Annotated in this window: 23 protein-coding genes and 1 rRNA gene; 1 reads left to right on the plus strand and 23 read right to left on the minus strand. The window is 40.3% G+C overall.

Features of this window, described 5'->3' with window-relative positions; genetic code table 11:
- Positions 1 to 88: ribosomal RNA gene (rrf, locus tag EPI11_RS00005) — 5S ribosomal RNA — on the plus strand; the annotation flags it as partial.
- Positions 89 to 358: 270 nt separating this feature from the next.
- Here the strand turns inward: rrf and EPI11_RS00010 are convergent.
- The 23 genes from EPI11_RS00010 to EPI11_RS00120 all read right to left on the minus strand — a co-directional run bounded on the left by EPI11_RS00010 (position 359) and on the right by EPI11_RS00120 (position 16,484).
- The gene (locus EPI11_RS00010; protein WP_317125619.1) at positions 359 to 577 is read right to left on the minus strand and encodes an ATP-binding protein; all 219 of its coding nucleotides are present in this window, start codon (positions 575 to 577) and stop codon (positions 359 to 361) included.
- A 53-nt stretch (positions 578 to 630) separates the two neighbouring features.
- Entirely contained in the window at positions 631 to 972 is a 342-nt protein-coding gene (locus EPI11_RS00015; RefSeq protein ID WP_128387904.1) for a hypothetical protein, read from the minus strand.
- Between the two features lie 148 nt (positions 973 to 1,120).
- Positions 1,121 to 2,200 (minus strand): DNA cytosine methyltransferase, encoded by a 1,080-nt coding sequence (locus tag EPI11_RS00020; RefSeq protein WP_128387905.1) that lies wholly within the window; start codon positions 2,198 to 2,200, stop codon positions 1,121 to 1,123.
- Between the two features lie 406 nt (positions 2,201 to 2,606).
- Positions 2,607 to 4,799 (minus strand): hypothetical protein, encoded by a 2,193-nt coding sequence (locus tag EPI11_RS00025; RefSeq protein ID WP_128387906.1) that lies wholly within the window; start codon positions 4,797 to 4,799, stop codon positions 2,607 to 2,609.
- Positions 4,796 to 5,230 carry a hypothetical protein gene (locus EPI11_RS00030; protein WP_128387907.1) on the minus strand — a complete coding sequence of 145 codons (435 nt, stop codon included), beginning with the start codon at positions 5,228 to 5,230 and terminating at the stop codon, positions 4,796 to 4,798. The genes EPI11_RS00025 and EPI11_RS00030 overlap by 4 nt, the downstream gene beginning before the upstream one ends.
- Position 5,231: 1 nt before the next feature.
- Entirely contained in the window at positions 5,232 to 6,050 is an 819-nt protein-coding gene (locus EPI11_RS00035; RefSeq protein ID WP_128387908.1) for a hypothetical protein, read from the minus strand.
- 4 nt (positions 6,051 to 6,054) lie between these two features.
- Positions 6,055 to 6,540, minus strand: coding sequence for a hypothetical protein (locus EPI11_RS00040; protein WP_128387909.1), 486 nt, complete (start codon positions 6,538 to 6,540; stop codon positions 6,055 to 6,057).
- The gene (locus EPI11_RS00045; RefSeq protein ID WP_128387910.1) at positions 6,530 to 7,399 is read right to left on the minus strand and encodes a nucleotidyltransferase; all 870 of its coding nucleotides are present in this window, start codon (positions 7,397 to 7,399) and stop codon (positions 6,530 to 6,532) included. Before EPI11_RS00045 ends, EPI11_RS00040 begins: the two co-directional genes overlap by 11 nt.
- Positions 7,400 to 7,702, minus strand: a complete 303-nt coding sequence (locus EPI11_RS00050) for a LysM peptidoglycan-binding domain-containing protein (protein WP_128387911.1) — start codon at positions 7,700 to 7,702, stop codon at positions 7,400 to 7,402.
- On the minus strand, positions 7,699 to 8,046 hold the full coding sequence (locus EPI11_RS00055) for a hypothetical protein (protein WP_128387912.1): 348 nt from the start codon (positions 8,044 to 8,046) through the stop codon (positions 7,699 to 7,701). The genes EPI11_RS00050 and EPI11_RS00055 overlap by 4 nt, the downstream gene beginning before the upstream one ends.
- Before the next feature lie 2 nt (positions 8,047 to 8,048).
- Positions 8,049 to 8,339: a hypothetical protein gene (locus EPI11_RS00060; protein WP_128387913.1), complete on the minus strand. Its 291-nt coding sequence runs from the start codon at positions 8,337 to 8,339 to the stop codon at positions 8,049 to 8,051.
- Positions 8,336 to 8,554 (minus strand): hypothetical protein, encoded by a 219-nt coding sequence (locus EPI11_RS00065; RefSeq protein ID WP_128387914.1) that lies wholly within the window; start codon positions 8,552 to 8,554, stop codon positions 8,336 to 8,338. Before EPI11_RS00065 ends, EPI11_RS00060 begins: the two co-directional genes overlap by 4 nt.
- Entirely contained in the window at positions 8,554 to 9,012 is a 459-nt protein-coding gene (locus EPI11_RS00070; protein WP_128387915.1) for a hypothetical protein, read from the minus strand. Before EPI11_RS00070 ends, EPI11_RS00065 begins: the two co-directional genes overlap by 1 nt.
- On the minus strand, positions 9,005 to 9,976 hold the full coding sequence (locus EPI11_RS00075; RefSeq protein WP_128387916.1) for a hypothetical protein: 972 nt from the start codon (positions 9,974 to 9,976) through the stop codon (positions 9,005 to 9,007). Before EPI11_RS00075 ends, EPI11_RS00070 begins: the two co-directional genes overlap by 8 nt.
- Complete coding sequence (locus tag EPI11_RS00080) at positions 9,960 to 10,574, minus strand: DUF6046 domain-containing protein (RefSeq protein WP_128387917.1); 615 nt, start codon at positions 10,572 to 10,574, stop codon at positions 9,960 to 9,962. Before EPI11_RS00080 ends, EPI11_RS00075 begins: the two co-directional genes overlap by 17 nt.
- A gap of 180 nt (positions 10,575 to 10,754) precedes the next feature.
- Positions 10,755 to 11,213: a hypothetical protein gene (locus EPI11_RS00085; RefSeq protein WP_128387918.1), complete on the minus strand. Its 459-nt coding sequence runs from the start codon at positions 11,211 to 11,213 to the stop codon at positions 10,755 to 10,757.
- On the minus strand, positions 11,213 to 11,650 hold the full coding sequence (locus EPI11_RS00090) for a hypothetical protein (protein ID WP_128387919.1): 438 nt from the start codon (positions 11,648 to 11,650) through the stop codon (positions 11,213 to 11,215). The genes EPI11_RS00085 and EPI11_RS00090 overlap by 1 nt, the downstream gene beginning before the upstream one ends.
- A 4-nt stretch (positions 11,651 to 11,654) precedes the next feature.
- Positions 11,655 to 12,893 (minus strand): DUF2586 family protein, encoded by a 1,239-nt coding sequence (locus EPI11_RS00095; RefSeq protein ID WP_128387920.1) that lies wholly within the window; start codon positions 12,891 to 12,893, stop codon positions 11,655 to 11,657.
- Between the two features lie 3 nt (positions 12,894 to 12,896).
- The gene (locus EPI11_RS00100) at positions 12,897 to 13,382 is read right to left on the minus strand and encodes a hypothetical protein (RefSeq protein WP_128387921.1); all 486 of its coding nucleotides are present in this window, start codon (positions 13,380 to 13,382) and stop codon (positions 12,897 to 12,899) included.
- On the minus strand, positions 13,379 to 13,783 hold the full coding sequence (locus EPI11_RS00105; RefSeq protein WP_128387922.1) for a DUF5675 family protein: 405 nt from the start codon (positions 13,781 to 13,783) through the stop codon (positions 13,379 to 13,381). Before EPI11_RS00105 ends, EPI11_RS00100 begins: the two co-directional genes overlap by 4 nt.
- A 25-nt stretch (positions 13,784 to 13,808) precedes the next feature.
- Complete coding sequence (locus EPI11_RS00110) at positions 13,809 to 14,396, minus strand: hypothetical protein (RefSeq protein ID WP_128387923.1); 588 nt, start codon at positions 14,394 to 14,396, stop codon at positions 13,809 to 13,811.
- Between the two features lie 16 nt (positions 14,397 to 14,412).
- Positions 14,413 to 15,327, minus strand: coding sequence for a hypothetical protein (locus tag EPI11_RS00115; RefSeq protein ID WP_128387924.1), 915 nt, complete (start codon positions 15,325 to 15,327; stop codon positions 14,413 to 14,415).
- Positions 15,327 to 16,484, minus strand: coding sequence for a head maturation protease, ClpP-related (locus EPI11_RS00120; RefSeq protein ID WP_164879084.1), 1,158 nt, complete (start codon positions 16,482 to 16,484; stop codon positions 15,327 to 15,329). Before EPI11_RS00120 ends, EPI11_RS00115 begins: the two co-directional genes overlap by 1 nt.
- Between the last annotated feature and the right edge of the window lie 2 nt (positions 16,485 to 16,486).

Here is a 16,486-nt window from a genome sequence, read left to right on the forward strand (position 1 = left end):
GCTCACCTCTTCCCATCCCGAACAGAGTAGTTAAGCCCGCCTGCGCAGATGGTACTGCAATTTGTGGGAGAGTATGTCATCGCCTTTCTTTTGAAAACCCTATCAGAAATGATAGGGTTTTTTGTTTTATAACAAATCCAATACAATATCCAAAATCCCCGGTGATCAGCTTATGATACCGGGGATTTGGTGTTTAGGCAAAACCTTTAAAGAAAAAAAACATCACAGGTAACCCTCAAACCTCTCACTAGTCCATTATAGAGGAATAGTTCTAGGTTTGCGGGTTTCATAAAGTAATGGGCTTTTGTAGAATGGCTGGTAGGATTAGCCTTAATGACTTATTATAGATAGAGATTATTTATTCTACTAAACAGATTGTAAAGCGTGTTGTGTTATTCTCTGATTGATGGTTAAGATAGCCACCATGAGCTTCTATTATGTTCTTAGATAGGGTAAGGCCAATGCCAGCTCCTTCTTTACGGGTTGTGAAGAAAGGCAGGAATATTTTATCTTCAATTGCAGGATCTATACCATTGCCTGTATCGGTAATGGTTATAAAGTATAATCGCGAAATCAAAATGTGCGCTTTTGTAATTCAATTTGTACCTTTTTTGCACACACATAATTTGTTTAATGTTTAGTGGAAATCTTGAATTTTTCAGGTATATCAAACTCCAAAGGCTTTATCTCAGGTCTATAGAACCAGTCAGGAAAGTAGAATATTAACTTATACTCATAGCCTTCTATAACCTTTATTCCATTAATATCCTTTAGAATGTTAGGGGTTGCGGGGTTTAAATCAGGCGATGCTAAAATAAATTCGAGGTTTCTATGTATATATGATGGCATAGCACATTTAACATCGCTCAAATCAACACCGTGGCTTATAAAATATTGTCGTGCCTTCTCAGCAGATTCATAAAAGAAACCGCCATAATTGTCCGTTATAATACCCATAATTGAATGTTCCATGTGGCAAATATACAAAGCATTTAAACATCATTTAAACAGGCTTTAAATATCAATAAAAAAACACCAAAAACGGGTAATTTTATTGGTGTTTTATTTGCATAAGTCATTGACTTTTTGTACTTTTATATGGTAATTGAGAAGCTAAATCTTAAAAAATTGCACCCCATTCTTTATGCAACCTGGTTGCGAGGTGTGCCATCATCAAAGGCGGCACACTCATTCCCAATACATACTTTATTTTAGCATATTTATCACTCAGGAAATCATAATCCAATGGGAATGATTGTGCCAGTATCAGCTCAGTTGAGTTCATTTGCCGTGGTTCGTCAAATAACGTCATCTTACTGCCTGCACTACTTGTAAGCGTGCTTATTGGCCTGTCAGGGTAAACGTATGAACTATTGAAATTACTTTCCCTATTCTCAATGCGCTGCAATGTGCATGAGTAAGTTCTATCTCCCAAAAGCCTCTTATCCCAAATGTTTTGATCGTGAGCAGTCCATGGGGCATCATTTAAGCCCTCAGAGCGTATTTCATCGAATGGAATAGGTAAACGCCCGAATTTCATGTTTAAGCGCGGGAAATCGCTAAAAAGCAGCCCCTGCTCAGATGGCAGGAGCCTTTCTAAATCTTTGCGAACTGCTATAAAGAAAACTCGTTCCCTTCTTTGGGGTACTTCCATCTGTGAACTATCCAGTACATACTCATGTACCAGGTAACCGGCTTTATCGAAAGCTACCAGTACTTTCCGTACATAATCACGGGCATTACCTTTCATCATTCCTGTTACATTCTCAGCCACTACAATTTTGGGCTGTAGTTTTTCAGCAAGGTCAATGAAGTCGAAAAATAAAGTATCGAGTACCTGATCTGCCTGCCCTTCAGCAAATTTCTTTTGTTTACCCCAATCCTTTTCCCTGTTACCTGCCATTGAAAAGCTGCTGCATGGTGGCGAACCGTCAAGTATGTCAAGCTCGTAAAGCTCAGCGGGTAGGTCAGTGCGGTCTTTAAAGGTTTGGATGCCTTCAATAAAAGCATATTTAGGGTTATGGTTCTTAATGTAGATGTTGGCCATACGTTTATCGATCTCGTTAATTCCAATGACATCGAACCCGGCTAACTTATAACCCATGGTTGAGCCACCCCCACAGGCAAAGCAGCTAAAGACTTTGCCTTTGTTTTTTGTAAATATGGCATCTTTGAGATACCACTTATAATTAAATTCCATTCGACTTTGATTGATGATTGTTGATGATTACCTTTGCAGCTCTCACGGTATTAATACACATAACAAAGCCACAATCAAGAAGACTTTTGTCCTCCGACTGTGGCTTTGTGCTATTAAAAATACCGTGAGAAAGTTTTTTAATGTCGGAGGGCTCTTTTTATCACACCTCCATTGATATTCTAAATTTGCGGTTCGCTCCTGGCTTCTTTAAGGCTTGGGGGCGTGAGCTTCATTTTAACGACTGTACAAAACAGTGCCACGACCCTTAACGCAGTTCCTACCCATTCGGGTGCGTTAATCTGCTTTAGTAAGACCGGTATTAGGTCTGTTGTTAAATCAAGCGTTCCCAATATTACCAGCACAGCTGCTAATATCCAATTTCTGAATTTTCCCATGTGTTTATTTATTAGTTATATACTCTTATTTCAATCCAACAGTTGCCCGGATTAGGTTCACCATCTGTACTGAATAGTAAGCCATCAGTGCTTACGTTTGATTGCTCAGTGCCTATATGTATAGCACTTGTGCCATCAATTTCCCAATATATACGGGCTGCACCATTTGGCGACATTGGATTGTTTATTGTAGTCTTATTATTTGTAAAGACAGGAGCAGAAGCAGAACCTCCGTAAATGCCAGTGCTTGATCTGCTCCACGTTATTGTAACTCCCAAAGTGTTTTCTAAGACAGTTGCAACGGGCGCACTCGTGCCGGTTTGTTGCAAAAATGCTGTGTACACCTTATAAGGTCGGGTGTCTGATGTAGCAATTAGTTTTTTTACTGCTAATGTTGATGCTACGGAATAATTGTCAATTATTTGAGCCTCTGAATAATCATCCCTAAAACGAATACCTATACCATCACTATCGTATACGGTAACAGCCGAATTACTTATTTCTATACCCTTATAACTGCCGGAAGTCGTTACTTTTTGTAAAAACATTCCATCACTTCCGTCCATCTGTAAGCTAACGGAATTACTGCCTTCGCTTAATACCACATTAGGCCCTCTTCCGAATACGTCCTGTGCGGTGTCAGAACCTCCACTTGCTGCAATAGCACTATTTACCCACTCTTTTGTTGTTAAGGTTTTACCGCTTCCGCCATCTATACCGCTTATAGTCGATTGAGGCAAGGTGGCAACTCCATTTTTATATATTACAAAACCATCAGCTTTAGCAGAAGATTGACCTATACCAACCCTAAAAGCTGGGTCTGATGGGCTCCATACAGTACTACCTGGTGTTCTATCCTCAGAGAATCGCCCAATTACGGTTTCTTGGAAACTTGAAGCTTCTAAATTTGAGCCAAATAGCAAAGCCCCGTCAAATGAGCTATTGTTAGTATAACCAACAGCCACAGAACCCGAACCCCCTGCTATATTATTAGTCGAGCCGATACCGATACCATTGCCTACTGTATTTCCATAGCCATAAGCCTGACCGTAGCTTGTCGCTGTGTTTGCCTGTCCTATAATAGTAGAATTAACTCCTGAAGCAGTGTTAAACATACCTATTGACATACTTTGCGCGCCTGAGGCAACTGTACCAGCTCCAATCGCTATACTATTCGCACCCGTGGCACTTCCACCGTTAGCTGCAAAGGAGTAATTACCTGATGCGCCAATTTGCCCGCCCTCCGATATTGTTAAATCCATTGCATAAATACCAAGCGGTAAATGCTCGTCAGGGTTTTCACTTTTAAGCCTAAAAGAACTATCATATCTATGTAATCCAGTTACCTGAGAGTTAATATAATCTGTCAAATCAGATTGGTCGTTTATATCACCATTTATAGAGCCCCATTCAGCACTTATGCTCGGTTGTTGTGTCTTTATAAGATTACCGTCACCATCTACATATACACCCCTATAGTCGCTGTTATAATCCAAATCACGTAAGTGTAATTTAATATTAGGCGTTTCTTCCGGAACTTCACCAAAAATGGCATCAATAGTCATACCTGTAGGGTCTAAGGGGTCACCAGTATAGATATAAAAATAATCTACTACATCATTTTCATCAGGGTCACCCTCTATGAGGTTAAAATGTAGTCTATTAGTTTCCCCGTCTTGGATAACATCCACGTCCAAATCTTCCATATCCTGATATTTAGTATATCCTGGTGCATAAAGCATAATGTAACCCTCCCAATCGGGTAGTATTGTTCCGGCATTACCTACGAATGTAAATTCTGATGTAGGTATCGCATTGGTATTACCATCTTTGCCAAATTCGATTTGATTGGCATTTGTTATTTTAAAATCGTGGCTGGCCATATTGATAAGTCTATCACCAGTCGCAAGGCTGTCGGTAACGCCAAATAGCTTGCTTTCGCCTCCAAATGGATGCCAGGTTGTACCAATGCCACCCTCATAACGTTGTAAGGCAGGGTTAAACCTGATACGTCTCTCAACGGGTATGCCGGGCAACACGTGCGCCAAACTGTCTTCAGGTACCAACATTACAGTTTTTGCGGAAATACCGCCCCTGTATTCGTCGTTTACCTCTTCGTCTCCCTTCCTAATGGTTCTACCATTTTGGGCAAAGCCACTGGTTAATGTCAGGGCTAATGCAATAAATAAAAATCCTTTTTTCATATTTTGGTGTAAAAAATTATGTATTTAACACCGGCTTTAAAATCCCAATTCGATAGTGCGCCGGTTGCAATATCAAGGGTAATCTCATCCGCATCGACAACCTGACCACGATACATTACTGCATCAAGCTCAGCATCGACCAACTCAGGTAATGTAATTTCTGCTGCATCTTCAGCAGGCGTATAAGTGATATGCTTAAACGGATTATAGACCTTTTCAAACAATTCTGAATGTGCATTTTCATCGGTAAGATGTTGGTCAAATTGTTGTTTTTCCGCTTTGGCGGCCAATATTTGAGCGAGATCTTGAATTGATGAAATAGGTCTGAGATCATCTACATGCACCAGGCTCGCAAATGTTGCCCAAAACTGTGCTTGTGTAGGCACATCTGCTGTCTCAAACCATTGGTTTATTTCTGCTCTTGTTGCCATACTATCCTATAAATTCAATAAACATTACTACTCTATAAGGGTTCATTATATCAAGGGCTTGACCACTACCACCATTATTTACTGTGGCAGGATTAACCCAGGTATCTGTTCCAGTCTTTATACCAAAGCTTGAATGACTGGCATTAAGCTTTATCGCATCAGTAGGTATATTTGCTGGTAAATTGGCAGCTGTAATATTTCGTGTTTTCTGACCGCCAGTTTCTCCAAGCTGATCAAAAGCTGAATCATCAGGGTTCCAACCTATAGGGAGACGACCACGCCAGTCTACAACTTCAGCCCAACCCGTAGGTATTTGTGAAGCAGGCTTACGCCAAAAAACCATACTGCCCCCTGATTGAAAAACAGCCGTTTTCTTTTCAAGGTCTGCAATCCTAAATAAAGCAGTATTAAGAGCTGCAAGGGTTGCCTTTTGGTCAAGCTCTTCCTGTATTGTATTTGTAGCTTTACCACGTTTAAAGGAAGACCATAAATAAGAAGGTGAGCCGGTACCAAAAGTGGCATACCTAATCTTATGAACTGCCTTTACTTCGCCATTCTCAAACTCATCGGTAATTGTTTCTTCAACTATAATAACCGTGGTCATTGACAACCCGCCTTTGAATGGCATGACTTCGCCATTGATAAATACAAAACCGTCAGTAACATTGTTACCAAACAAAAGATTACAGCCCGAAATGATAGCCCTTGTACCAATTATGTTACCGAGGGAATTAAGAACATTCCAAGCTGTTTGCATTTCGTCAAGCCTTTCGGTAGTTAGCGGTAAGCCTCCAGTCTGATTAAAGTTTGATTTATTCATTGTCTTAGATAATTGCCATTATTGTATATCGCTTACTGCCTTTTTTATAATATTGTATATGAGCAGTAAGCCCGTGAATTGATTGATCTATTATTTCCTGAGGTGCAAAAACTATAAAGTCATTGCCTGTATTAGCTGTCTCAGCTTTGGTTCTCAGGAAAGGGTAATTATTTTCTGCTTTGGTCGATGTGTGCTTTCTGTTTGCTTCACTACCTGTATAGATATAGTACTTATCGAATATGTTACCATCGCCTATATAAATTCGTCTTTCAACAGGGTCAAAAGTGTCATTTAAAGATTTTCGCAATAAACAGACTTGCCCTGTATGCTCTAGCTTATATATATTCTGTTGCCTAAATGCTTTCCATCCCCTATGTAGGTTTTCAATTGGTCTTAGAACGATCTGAGCAAATGCAGAATTTTCGGCATTTCTCATATCAACTAAAAGCATATTTACGGCATGCAGCCTAAAATCAAGATTAAACCACATAGCTTATACCGTTATAGTTATCAATTTCAAAATAGCCACTCTCAGGGATTTTCGATATTGTAATGGGTTGTGGGTCGCCATAACCACCATCAGAAGGATTAATCCATGAGCTTTCAGCCATTAATAAAGTTGGGATAATAACACCCGGTACTAATTGCAGTTTGTCTATAAGGTGTAGCAGGATGAGCTCACCATTAAAAGGCAGTTCCTTCATAAATTCCTGCAACGCTTCATTAACAGGATAATTCCCGTTTAGAATACTCATACCATTAGCATTTAATACAAGCGGGTCACGTTTTATCTGAAGGGCTAAAAACAGCTTATCGGGCAGGAAGTTTATTACCGTAATTTTGTCACCGGCAAAACGTACTTCGTTCAGATATGCTTCAAAAGATTCTTTTTGTGGCTCGGTTATTGGCGATAAAATACCATTTGTTTCTCCTGCGATCTTTATAATAATACGGCTGCTTTCCGTTGCTTCGTTCACTGCCGAATATTTTACAATTCTTGCTGCTTCTATTTGCTCAGGAGTTGCACCGGCAGTAATGAAAATATCACTATCAGTTACCAGGTCAAAACCCCAAAGGAAACGCAAGGCCATAGTTCGGTACCAAGGCAAAGTGCCTGCCTTTTGATTGGCAAGCATATTGGTTACTTCAAATTTGTGCTGATCGTGCATTTGCTCAAACAGGAAAACAGCCAATGCGAAAATGTCAAATAGGATATTTTCCAATGATACGGTTGAAAAGTTCGCTTCAAACGAAGAGCTGGGCTGATAACCATAAATACCCGCCAACACATCATTAGCCATAAAAGGCGTTGTGATATCCGATTTTATTGTCTGTATTGTCCTTGCCATTTAACCTACTATAAAAGATTCTTCAATAACCATTACACCGATTCCTCTTACCGGAATGACAGTGCTCAGGTCTTTTTTTGTTAGTGCTGTTGCAATTTTTTGTTGTGTGCCTTCTATTGTATTTATAACATCCTGCCTTTTATAAAGGCTCTCAGGTATAATCAGTTCCTGACCTGATTTTAGCACGGCTGTAGGCGATAGGTTATTTGCATAAGCCAAATCGAATAAAGCCAGTACCGAACCTAATCGTTCAATAGCTATATCATATAGTGATTGGTTCGGTTCTACTATTATCGTGGTCATGATTCCAGTTCTTTTATGCGTTTTCTTAGTGCTGTATTTTCCTGTGTAAGCATTTTATTTTTGCTTTTAAGCAGGTTAATTTCATCCTGCATTATGCGCTCTTTAGCTTCATAAAGGGAAACTACATCCTTAAATTTTTTCTCATATCTGTCGCCCAGGTCATCGAGTAAGCTTTTATAGTAATTGGCAAGCTTAACCTCATTATCAATTTCCTTACTTTTTGCATTAGCTTCAATGTCTAATGCCTCAGCTGTACTTTTGCGCTTTCCTATTTTGAAGCCTGTGATACTTGAAATTATAATGCCTGCGCTCCCTATAAGAGCCATAAGTGCCTCGTTTGCCATTTCTATCGTGTTGCATCCACTTCAATATTGGGTGAATTGATTTTTATTGTTATGGCTTTAAAACCATCCTTTATTAGCTCTTCGTTAATATCCCTTTTAAGTCTTACAACTGTTGCACGTGCCTTGATCAGTTTTTTTGCCTGAGCACCAATAAGAGGCTGCATCTTCAGCTCGCCCTTACTTATTACTGACAAAAAATGTATCTCCTGATTAGTCGTGTCGCCAATGGTCAGGCTTTTACCATTTGCCTGTAAGCCATTGCTGTTTGATAATAAAATACCTCTTCCTTTCATGCTTCCTGTATTATGCCCGTACCTGTTACGGGACCGCCTGAGGCTGATGTGCCTGTTACTACCGTTTGACGTCCAACTATGGCATCATGTACTATTTTAGCCATATCCTTTGCGAATTCCTGCCTTGCTGTTGCAGGGTCCACATTAGGGTCGTCTGATTGCCCGTTAATGAGGGTTAAAATCTTTTGTTCAGTTGTAGCTCTTGAATCTGCCATCAGATTAATATTTTATTAATGCGTTCCATCACTAAATCAATAGCTGCTACATCAGGACCATTGCCATAGATCACAACAATTTTTTTTACTTCAGCAGCTAAATCTTTTATGCCGTCAAAAAGGTTCTCATTATCGCGGGTAATCTTAAACCCATTGCCGTCAATAGTCATTTCTGTTTTTCCCTGCCTGTAATGCAGTTTCTCAACTCTTGACATACTTATTACAAAGGCACTACCATCGGGCAATACACCTACAACAATTTCACTGTTTACAACTGGTGTTGCTTTCAGCTCGTCATCCTGATTCTTTTGAATGGCGTTTAAAGCGCATTTAAAGTATATTGAACCATTAGTTAAACTTTCAGCTTTACAATGCGTTTCGGTAACGCTCAGCACCTTTGCCCGGTCAATGACTATGCTCAGGTTTGCCTTGATGATTTTTTCAATTAACTCACGCATTTTTTCCCGCTACAAGTGTTTGTTTGAACCCGCCTGAAGGCGTTACATTTATCCTAATCTCGTCAATGTAATTGGAGCTGTCACGCTTTTCGTAAATGCCCCTGTCTACAATGCGCATCTTTTGACCGTGCTGTACAATAGGCCATCCAAAAGTTGTCAGGTCACCACTGTACCCGCCACGGGTTTTATAATTTTCAAGCCTTCGTTTTACAATCTTTTCAAGTTCCTTTTTGGTAAGGCGTGGAGCGTAATTAATACGTTCGATATCACCGCCATCTTCTCCTGCATCTACCCTGATAACTGAGCCATCGTCCTGTACGCTGCTACCATAAATTTTAACTTTGCAATCCTCCTGATCTCGGTACTGTAATGATGAATCAACAATGTTATGGCCGAAAAGGAAATTAGGGGTTGTCTCAGGTAGTTTGGAGTCGCTATGCATTAAACCGCATACAAGCCTCTTACCTCTAAAAAAAGTATGTAAGCCTGCTTTCTGCCTCAATTTATCAAAGACCTTTAAGGGCGTTGTGCTGACCATACTGAAATCGCCATAATACTCATCCGCACATTCGACTTCATAACCTGGTGCAGCTTTCTCCAAAATCTGCTTAACAGTTGCATCCTCAATACTTACAGAAACTTCCTTTTTTTTAAGCAGCCACATTTCATCCTCGCATTCAATTTCATAAGGAATTGTCGGGCGGGGGCTTCGTGCAACATAACCCTCGAAACGGGTATCTAAAATGGTGTTATAGCCTAACTCAATTTTAACTTTGTCACCAGTTTTGATCAGGTCTTTTATATTGCTTACGGGTTTAATAACACCGCCATCATTAAAATAAAGAGCTTTAGGTATTTTGATAGTGGCTGTATCAGTAAACTTTTTCCATGTTGATATGATCTCTATTTCAGCAGCTGATGTAAACACCATTTCGCCAATCGTTACTTTACAACAAAACACCATCAGTCCTATTTATTATGAATGGAATTTTACTCCTGCATTCAATTTCAAAAGTTGCCATATTACCATATCCTACAGATGGGGGAAGGTTAAGGTTTCGGATGCTGATATAATTAATATCAAGCATGTTCAAATACGTTCCCTCAACAGCGAGCTCCACATCTTTCAGTTCACAAACCCTTTTTAAAGCCCTTACCTGGTCTTCAGGGTAATCGGTTGAATCGTAATTGATGATAAAGCCTTTGATATTTATTTGCCAGTCTCCAAGCCCCATCAGTTCCTCAACTGTTCCATCACGCCCGAAAATCTCGGTTTCGGCTACTTTTTTAGGTAATACCGCTTCAACAACAGTTTCAACAGGGAAGTCAAAGCCCTCAAAGTTTTCTCCAGTACCTGCAATCTTTTTTGGAAGCAATCGAACATAATCCCAAACAGGCATACCCTGTTTTGACATCGCTACTAAAGGGCTGTTTGTCGGGATGACCTCAATGGTACCGTAATCGTTAAGGAGTTTATCCCCAACTGCGTCAGTGGCTGCATAAAGGTTAAAGTGGAATGCAGTCCTGAAAAGCTCCTGCATGTTGATATTATATGTTGACATTTCCTTTGCTGTTTGCGCGTTTATCTTCAAAAAAAAGAGCAAACTGTAATTGCTCCCACTTTTCCCAATACACTGCATCGGGCAGGTCTTCAGGGAAAGCAATTTTAAAATGAAAAGAAAGCAGTGAGTTTATTTTACGTATTGCATCTTTGCCCGCCTCCCTTTCAATTGGGGGCAGGCTTATGCCTCCCCCAGTTCTGCTTCAAGGAATTTGACAATATTTGATGCCTGTATTGCAGCTGTATCGGCAATATCCTCTACAGTTTTAAGGCGCTCATCACCTCCGAGCCAACAGTTGTCCCTCAAAAACTCTCCTGATTCAAGTATTTTGTGCTGAGAGTATAATGATAAGGCAACGGCTTTATGGTCGCGTTTAGGCTTTCTGAGGTAACCAAGTGCAATGTCTGCATCGCTGCCATCTTCCTTAGTTCCTTTGTCAACTGTTACCTTAATGGTATGAACTTTACCATATTCTTTTTTCCAAGCTTCGATTTGCTCCTGTGTAATGTCTCCGTTTTTTGTTGCTGTTTTCATAATATGTTTTTTGATTTTATCCTGTAGTTTAGCGGCAGTCTCATTGGGCAAAAATTGTATGCCCAATTTCCTGCACTGGTCTTTTAGTTCGTTCCTGGTATCCATTACGCATTAAAGTTTATGTCGGTAATAAATAGGGGTATCTCTACCTGAAGGGCATCATTAGAGCCTGAATCAGCTCCCATACCATTCTCCATAAATTTTACCTGAATAAGCTCATGAGCTATCAACAGGCCGTTTTCATCTACAAATGATACAGGAATAGGAAAGGCCGGTATATCCATAAGTGTCTTGCCCGGTGGCAATGACATTTGAATTGCATTAACTTCACCCATCAAAAGAGTTATGGAGCCGGTGCAATTTTCATCGCCCTGTGTGTGTCCTATGGTTTTTGATGTACCCACTACTTTTACACCGTTTACAGCATCAGCTCTTTTATAGTTGATCGCTTTAACTGTCATCAGCTGACGGCCAAAAAGTATGATTCGTACATTAGTGTGGTTATGGTATTTGCCATTAATGGCTATTGGAAACATTCCCATGGTATTAACTGTTTAAAGGGTTATTAAATCCGATTTTAAGAGTGATATACCTACCAATGGCAACAGGTACAAAAGTCAGGGAAACAAAAAGCTTTGAAGTTGCAAGCACATTCTGCTCAGGGTCTACATAGGCAGCTATACCACCGCTGATGTCTCCTGAGGCTTCCATTGGTTTAATTGCAGTTTTAGCAAGTATCTCAATATCTTTTGCTACTTCAGGGGCTATTTTGCCATTGATGGGGTCTACATAAATACGGGCTTTAATGCGTGGCAATAATGCCGTACGCGCTAACTTAATAGCCTTTTTTATGGTCCTGTTGTTTTCAACATAGGCATAATCACTCTCAATGTCTGAGCAGGTATTTGTATCTGTGATATATATACCAGGTATGCCTGATGTGTAACCGCAAAGTATATAGCCCTTTTCGTTTAAAAGGTCTAAGCTTTCCTCGCTGATCTCGTCAATATGTTTTCCTGATGACAGCCCGGCATTTAGAAAATAACCATTGGCAGCATCAGTAAGATTGAACTGAGGGATAAGCTCACCCGCATTTTGTGATACTTCAGCAATTGAAAGCAAACCCACAAAATCCTCAACTGCTGCATAACCTGCATAAAGGGCATCAGATTTTGATACATCATTATCAGCAAAAAGAATAAGTGATACGTCCGGGCATTCATTAACAGGTTCACGAAGGTGTAGAGCTGTTGCCGCTAAACCTGAAAAACTGCGCCCTTCAATAAAGAAATCACAATACCTGTCTTTCTCAAATTCAAAATTGCAAAGCTCCTGAGCCTTATACATTGCGTTGATACTATCAGCATCAATGCCTGTCTCAATTGTTGGCTCATATTCCTCATCAGGGTTACGGCAAACAAAGGCTTGTACTACAGTGCCTTTTTTTGATCTTAGGATTAGTGCCAGGTAGTTATTGGCTTTATCGCACATTTGGGTCATAGTGACATTTTGTGCAACAAACATGCAATGAACCGTAATGGATGGGTTCCTGTCGAAAAGCCTTTTAAGGCGCGAATAAACCAGTACTTTATTAGTTTGGTCATATTCAGCATTAAGCCCTAAAGCCTCGACATCCCCAATGTTTAAAAAGTCATAGACTTTATTAAGTACCAGGTCATCAGAAGCAACGGCGTTCATTACTGCTGCCGTGATCATGTCATTAGTGGCAGCTCTTCTACCTAATGCACCATTCAGTTTCTCAACTGTTAAATTGGGTCTTTTCATAACTTAAATGATTTTGAATTTGAAGAGAAGCCAAACAATTGCAGCGACAATCACCAGTAAGAAGATGCGCCCAAACCATATTTGTACAGTCTCCCATGCGGTAAGCGGTTCTTTGTAATATACCGGCACCTTTTCCTTCAATGTGTTGGTGGTTTCCTTTGTTTTGAGTTTTGCGATCAGCTCCTGAGCGTAAACCTCACAATCCGAGGATAGCTTATTATCCTTTATTTGGACTTTAGGCGTTTGCAGGTGGCCGTTCTTTGATGGTGTGACAGTTTCTTTTTTGACTACTACCTTGCCGTTAACACATTCCAGGTATGCCTCATAAAAACTGCTGTCTTTTTCCGTTTTGAAAACAGTATCGCGTATTGTTTCAATAACTGTGGTTGTCTTTACCGTTTCGTTAATGGCTGGTACGGTGCTCTTACATGAGAGCACCGTGCAGCCAAACAGCATACAGATCAGATAAAAAAAATATTTTAGTTTCATAGTATTGTTAGTGAAAAGCCTTTAGGGGCTATTGTTGTAAGTTTTTTTAGGGTGGCTTTACTTGCTGTTACATCTAAGTAGCCATCTCTATTAATATCTGTATGTTTTTCTCCTACCAGGATGCATCCTAAAATGTCTTTGTGGTAGTTTCCCTGATGAATAAGGATGGTGTCCCTTTTAGGAACATCGTTAATTAAAAAATGAGAGCCATACTTTACCGAACGTCTTGATGTTACCTTATATGTCCCCGTTGGGATGCAGCTTTCACGCCTTGCGTTGTTTTGCCAGTCAAGTTCAAGAGTTTTACACTCAAATACTTTTTGGTCATTCGCATCGAAAACTTCGAGCTTGCCTAATGTTTGTTGGTCGTCCGATTTCTGTCTTGACAGTATGGCTCTCATTGTATATACTATTTTAAAATTTTACTTATTTGCCTTTAGTGGCTTTTGCTTCGGGCTTTACTTCTTCAGCAGCTTTTACCTCAGTGTTGAAAATTTCCCCTATCTGTTTAAGCGGATTAGCTTTCAGGTCTTCGCATTCCTGTTGAATTGCTTCAAAATACTTACGCATCTGAAAGACCTTTAAAGCCGTGGGATTGTCAGTAAATACTTCAGCACTTGGTAACGATCCAGTAAGATCAGTAAGGCTCTCGATTTGAAGCAAAAGGTTGTTGGCATCTCTGAGGCGATTACCCGATGTGGCAAGCTCTTCAACAAGGTTTTCCTGCTCTTTTTTAGCATCTTCAAGAGCATCGGAAGCTTCTTGTAAAGCTTCTTTCAGGCTTTGGTTTTCAGCGTGCGTGCCATCGCTATCATCCTCTTCATCCGTATAAGTATACCCCTCACGAAAAAAGACCTCAGGCTCTTCAGTTATCCCTTTACGCTTATTGTGTTGATAGGCTTTCGCCTTTTCAAAGAATGCCTGATTGTCGGAGGTAATATATACCTCATTCGCTTCAGGATGGGCGGCTAATACATTAGCCGCCTTTTTTTCTGCATTGGTTTTTTTTGCCATTTTCTTATGCTATGGATTAAACAATACCTGATACTATCGCACCAACTCCATACTCCTGCTTTTTGTCGGTAAGACCATAAGCATGTAGACGGAATTCAGATTGAGGGTCAGGGTTACGTGTGTCCTGTTGCATCGGCTTGTAAAGCGTGGTAACAGCTTCAATGTGATGCACAATGTTTGGTGCATAGTAGAATAGTGAGGCATTCCTGTCATCAGCATCGGCAACAGCACCATCGGCAACAAGCTCATTCGTCTCGTTGTATTTCACGTTATGGTTGTTTTCAAAGATTTTAAGTTTGTAGAATCTTTTGATTTGTCCTGTAGCAGGGTCAATTACAATATCACGGTTATTGTTGGTACCCGCTTTATCCTGCAATAAATCCTGTTGGTGCTCAGCACAAAGTACCAGGTACATTGCCTGCTCATTTGTAAGGTTAAGGCCGATAACCTTCATGTAGAAGCTCAAAAGGTCACTGTATAGTAATTTCTTACGGCCTGTACCGTCATCAGCTCCTGTGGTTCTCAGTACCGGTGTACCTGTATCGTTTCCAAGCGCTGCAACTTTTTGCATTGCATAATTTCTAACGCCTATTTGGAATGATTCCCTGTGCAGCCTTCTCAGCTCGTTTTCTTTATCGAAAGCCATTGCCCTCAATTCAGCATCAGTTACAACAGTAAGGTCAGTGTCCATTTTATCCCACTCTACAAGCCCTCTTTGCATTGGGATTGTTTTTGGTGTAAATGCAGTGGTTTTGTTGACATGGAAACCTACCTCATTGATCAGCTTGTTAAACTTGATACCATCTTTGTCAAGAGCAGCTGCCGATGGTGATGTGAAGGTTCCTATAAAGTCATCCTTATAGTTCCTGAACTCTTCTAAAAGTTGCGGCTCAACATACTGTTGTAACCATGTTCCGGTTTCTAAACTCATTATTTAGTGAATTTTGCGTTAAACAATTTTTGAAACTCGTCCGGGGCTTCAGCTTCAAGCTTGTTAAGACCTTTAGGGTCTTCAGTCTGCCATTTGTCAAAATCCCACTCAGAACGCCCTTTAAGCGAATCGTGTCCCTCATTACCAAGCGCATTGTTTGGTTTCCTGTTAAGACTGTTGTTGATGTCGCCCGGTTTCCCTGCCATACGGTTTAAAGCTTTGGCAGTAAGCTCATAATTGTCGGTGGCATCTTTTGTCCACTCTTCTTTTTCGGCAGGAGTGATCTTGCCATCTTTTAATGCAGCGGCAATAAGATTTTCTGCATTGACTTTTGTAAATTCAGTTAGCTTATTTTGTAAGCCGTCTGCCTTGCCTGCTTTATCCAGAACCTTTTGAAGTTCTCCGGCGAAAGCATCATCATCACTGCTCGCCGTAAGCGAGTGTGTGATACCTGCTGCTGCGAGCATTGTGATAATCCTGTTTTTCATATAAATAGTTATTAAACTTTCATTAAGTGGTGGCATACCGCCTTCGTAGCATGCGAAAATCTCTTCAACAGATTTATTGCTTAAATCCTCTTCAGATTCAAACTTTCGCTTTTTGGTGGGTTTTATGATCTCGTCACAAATCGATAGGGCAAGGCATTGAGATGAATCAAGCCACGTATCTTTATCAGGGGAAAACCAATTAACAATAGTTTCCTCATCTGCTTTTGTGCGTTCCTTGTAGATTTCCCCTAAACGGGTTTCGCATTGTTCCAGTTGCTGTATATAGGATTGAAAGCCTGACTTACTGCCCCAATACCCGCCTGAGGGGGCATGCATCATAAAGAATGCATTTTCAGTCATTTCGATGGTGTCACCACCTAAAGCAATGATCGATGCCATACTCGCTGCCATACCTTCAACAATGACCCTTATATTTACCTCAGATGAGCGCATAAGGTCATAAATTGCCAGTCCCTCATATACAGAACCGCCTCCACTATGTATGCGTACAGTCAGGTCTTTATTGCGAGAAAGCAACTGCCTGAAATCATTTTGAAAACCTTTATAGTCTACAGCTTCCCACGGTCCTATATAACCATAGATAAGTATTTCGGCTTCATTAGCCTGATCGTTTACTTCATAATAAAATCGTTCGTTAATCTGTGACATTT

Source organism: Flavobacterium cerinum, assembly GCF_004028155.1.
Lineage (GTDB): Bacteria > Bacteroidota > Bacteroidia > Flavobacteriales > Flavobacteriaceae > Flavobacterium > Flavobacterium cerinum.

What these genes read in the sequence shown, in the direction of transcription:
- EPI11_RS00105 (WP_128387922.1), bottom strand. Translation starts at nt 13,783, where the DNA reads ATGAGAGCCATACTGTCAAGACAGAAATCGGACGACCAACAAACATTA.
- EPI11_RS00095 (WP_128387920.1), bottom strand. Translation starts at nt 12,893, where the DNA reads ATGAAAAGACCCAATTTAACAGTTGAGAAACTGAATGGTGCATTAGGT.
- EPI11_RS00055 (WP_128387912.1), bottom strand. Translation starts at nt 8,046, where the DNA reads ATGGCAAACGAGGCACTTATGGCTCTTATAGGGAGCGCAGGCATTATA.
- EPI11_RS00035 (WP_128387908.1), bottom strand. Translation starts at nt 6,050, where the DNA reads ATGAATAAATCAAACTTTAATCAGACTGGAGGCTTACCGCTAACTACC.
- EPI11_RS00070 (WP_128387915.1), bottom strand. Translation starts at nt 9,012, where the DNA reads ATGCGTGAGTTAATTGAAAAAATCATCAAGGCAAACCTGAGCATAGTC.
- EPI11_RS00040 (WP_128387909.1), bottom strand. Translation starts at nt 6,540, where the DNA reads ATGTGGTTTAATCTTGATTTTAGGCTGCATGCCGTAAATATGCTTTTA.
- EPI11_RS00045 (WP_128387910.1), bottom strand. Translation starts at nt 7,399, where the DNA reads ATGGCAAGGACAATACAGACAATAAAATCGGATATCACAACGCCTTTT.
- EPI11_RS00100 (WP_128387921.1), bottom strand. Translation starts at nt 13,382, where the DNA reads ATGAAACTAAAATATTTTTTTTATCTGATCTGTATGCTGTTTGGCTGC.
- EPI11_RS00060 (WP_128387913.1), bottom strand. Translation starts at nt 8,339, where the DNA reads ATGAAAGGAAGAGGTATTTTATTATCAAACAGCAATGGCTTACAGGCA.
- EPI11_RS00090 (WP_128387919.1), bottom strand. Translation starts at nt 11,650, where the DNA reads ATGGGAATGTTTCCAATAGCCATTAATGGCAAATACCATAACCACACT.
- EPI11_RS00085 (WP_128387918.1), bottom strand. Translation starts at nt 11,213, where the DNA reads ATGGATACCAGGAACGAACTAAAAGACCAGTGCAGGAAATTGGGCATA.
- EPI11_RS00025 (WP_128387906.1), bottom strand. Translation starts at nt 4,799, where the DNA reads ATGAAAAAAGGATTTTTATTTATTGCATTAGCCCTGACATTAACCAGT.
- EPI11_RS00115 (WP_128387924.1), bottom strand. Translation starts at nt 15,327, where the DNA reads ATGAGTTTAGAAACCGGAACATGGTTACAACAGTATGTTGAGCCGCAA.
- EPI11_RS00110 (WP_128387923.1), bottom strand. Translation starts at nt 14,396, where the DNA reads ATGGCAAAAAAAACCAATGCAGAAAAAAAGGCGGCTAATGTATTAGCC.
- EPI11_RS00020 (WP_128387905.1), bottom strand. Translation starts at nt 2,200, where the DNA reads ATGGAATTTAATTATAAGTGGTATCTCAAAGATGCCATATTTACAAAA.
- EPI11_RS00075 (WP_128387916.1), bottom strand. Translation starts at nt 9,976, where the DNA reads ATGGTGTTTTGTTGTAAAGTAACGATTGGCGAAATGGTGTTTACATCA.
- EPI11_RS00015 (WP_128387904.1), bottom strand. Translation starts at nt 972, where the DNA reads ATGGAACATTCAATTATGGGTATTATAACGGACAATTATGGCGGTTTC.
- EPI11_RS00080 (WP_128387917.1), bottom strand. Translation starts at nt 10,574, where the DNA reads ATGTCAACATATAATATCAACATGCAGGAGCTTTTCAGGACTGCATTC.
- EPI11_RS00050 (WP_128387911.1), bottom strand. Translation starts at nt 7,702, where the DNA reads ATGACCACGATAATAGTAGAACCGAACCAATCACTATATGATATAGCT.
- EPI11_RS00065 (WP_128387914.1), bottom strand. Translation starts at nt 8,554, where the DNA reads ATGGCAGATTCAAGAGCTACAACTGAACAAAAGATTTTAACCCTCATT.
- EPI11_RS00120 (WP_164879084.1), bottom strand. Translation starts at nt 16,484, where the DNA reads ATGTCACAGATTAACGAACGATTTTATTATGAAGTAAACGATCAGGCT.
- EPI11_RS00030 (WP_128387907.1), bottom strand. Translation starts at nt 5,230, where the DNA reads ATGGCAACAAGAGCAGAAATAAACCAATGGTTTGAGACAGCAGATGTG.